The sequence below is a fragment of the Maccoyibacter intestinihominis genome (assembly GCF_040096355.1).
GTDB classification, from domain to species: domain Bacteria; phylum Bacillota; class Clostridia; order Lachnospirales; family Lachnospiraceae; genus Maccoyibacter; species Maccoyibacter intestinihominis.
On sequence record NZ_JBBMEX010000047.1, the window covers coordinates 1 to 2,341 of the forward strand.

Below are 2,341 nucleotides of genomic sequence, written 5' to 3' on the forward strand. Positions count from 1 at the left end.
AGGTTTATATTATGTATATTGCAGTTACAGGTAGTAAAAATAATAAAGACGTTTACATTTATCAATCATTCCGAAAAAAGGACGGAAAATCATCATCTCGCATCTATAAAAAACTTGGAAAATACAACACTTTGCTGGAACAGTTTGATGGTGATAATGAAAAACTTATGGCTTGGGCGAAAATCGAAGCTGCCAAAGAAACAGCTCTCTACAATGAACGTACGGGGAAAGTAACGGTTGAATTCTCCCAGGCTGCCTGCATTCCTATGAACGAGGCACGTTCTTTTCATGCCGGCTATTTATTTCTTCAACAATTATGTACAGAGCTACGCATTGATAACATCTGCCGTGTAATTAAAGGACACCATAAATTTAAGTATGACTTCCATGCGATTCTTACTGATCTCGTTTACGCAAGGGTTCTCTCTCCTTCAAGCAAGCTCAGCAGTTATAACTTTTGCAAAACGCTTCTTGAACCACCAAAGTATGGGATTCAGGATGTTTACAGAGCTTTGTCTGTAATCGCAGAAGAGTCGGATTTTATCCAAAGTGAACTATACAAAAATTCAAACTTCATCCATCCAAGAAATCAGAAGATACTTTACTATGACTGTACGAATTATTACTTTGAGATTGAGGAAGAAAGCGGTTTGAAGCACTATGGAAAAAGTAAAGAGAACCGCCCAAATCCGATTGTTGGTATGGGGCTGTTTATGGATGCTGATGGCATTCCACTTGCATTTGATATTTTTCAAGGTAATCAAAACGAGCAAACGACGCTTAAGCCTCTGGAGAAGAAAATCATAAAAGATTTTAACTGTAGTGAATTTATTTTCTGTTCAGATGCCGGTCTTGGAAGTGCCAATAACCGAGCGTTTAACAGCATCGGGAATCGAGCTTATGTCATCACACATTCCCTTAAAAAGATGAAGCAGGAAGACCGTGATATTGCCCTGAATCCAACACAGTTCAGAAAAGTCGGTTCGGCAGATTTTATAGATATCAGCACTTTGGACGAGACTGATGAAGAAGTTTTTAACTCTATTTACTACAAGGAAGTTCCTGTTGTCACAGGAAGTCTGGATGAGACGCTAATCGTTACATACTCTCCGAAATATAAAGCTTATCAGCAAAGAATCCGGTCACGCCAAATTGAGCGCGCAGAGAGGATTATCAGTTCTCCTTGCAAAAAGAGAAAGGGGAAAAATCAAAATGATCCTATGCGCTTTGTAAAAAAGACTTCTGTAACAGATGATGGCGAAATTGCAGAAAAGAAAGTATATGAGCTTGATGAGGAACAGATTGCCAAAGAAGAACTTTACGATGGTTTCTATGCGGTTATGACAAATCTTGAGGGAAATATCGAGGAGATTATAAAGATAAACAAGCAGCGCTGGGAAATTGAAGAGAACTTCAGAATCATGAAAACTGAATTCGAAGCCAGACCTGTGTATGTCAGAAGAGATGACCGGATCAAGGCACACTTCATGACCTGTTACATCAGCCTTCTTCTCTACCGTCTGTTAGAAAAGAAAATAGGAAATCGCTATACAGCAGAGCAGATCATCGAGACTTTGCGCTCCATGAAAATGACTCTGTTAAATACCGCTAATGGCTATGTTCCCTCTTACACCAGAACTGAAATAACAGATTCTTTACACCGAACTTTCGGTTTTCGGACTGATTATGAATTCATCAAGAAATCTACGATGCGAAGCATCATCAAGCAGACGAAAGAAATAAATTTACCATAGTGTAAAAATATAGCACAATAGCACATATTGCTGCGAAACAAAAAACGGCTGTAAGCCTTGATTTTACTGGCTTCACAACCGTTTTTTTACTTTCCAACTGTCAAAGATGGGATATTATCACGCAACTGGATATTTGTCAAAAAAATTCTGTGCAAATTGTCCTGTTATCTCACCTTTACGGATTTTACCTTGCCCCATCCGCTGTAGTATTTCTTTCCGTCTATCTTTTTGTAGGAACGGATTCTTACCCGGTAGGTCTTTCCCTTTTTCAGTTTCTTCACGGTTGCCTTTGTGTTTTTCTTTGATACGTTCATACTCTTTACGTTCTTTTTGAACTTTTTATCCGTGGAATACTGTACCTGATAACCGTCCGCTTTCTTGTCTTTTTTCCACTGTACCGTAAATCTCTTCTTTCCGGCGGTCAGTTTCTTCATTTCCGGTTTTTTCGGTACACCGTAGACGGGAGTTTGACAGTTGAATATTCAAAAAAGTTATCGCAGGTCGCATAAAACCTGCATTTTTTATGTCAATTTTTTCGTTTTAGTATGTACTTGTTTGTAATAGTGTGGTATACTTAAAAGAAAAAG

Annotated in this window: 2 protein-coding genes; one reads left to right on the forward strand and one right to left on the reverse strand. The window is 38.5% G+C overall.

Annotated elements, in window-relative coordinates:
* The first annotated feature begins 11 nt into the window (after positions 1-11).
* Entirely contained in the window at positions 12-1,754 is a 1,743-nt protein-coding gene (locus WMO43_RS14160; RefSeq protein WP_353531595.1) for an IS1634 family transposase, read from the forward strand.
* A 164-nt stretch (positions 1,755-1,918) separates the two neighbouring features.
* Here WMO43_RS14160 and WMO43_RS14165 read toward each other — a convergent pair whose 3' ends face one another.
* Entirely contained in the window at positions 1,919-2,188 is a 270-nt protein-coding gene (locus tag WMO43_RS14165) for a fibronectin type III domain-containing protein (protein ID WP_353531594.1), read from the reverse strand.
* Positions 2,189-2,341: the final 153 nt, after the last annotated feature.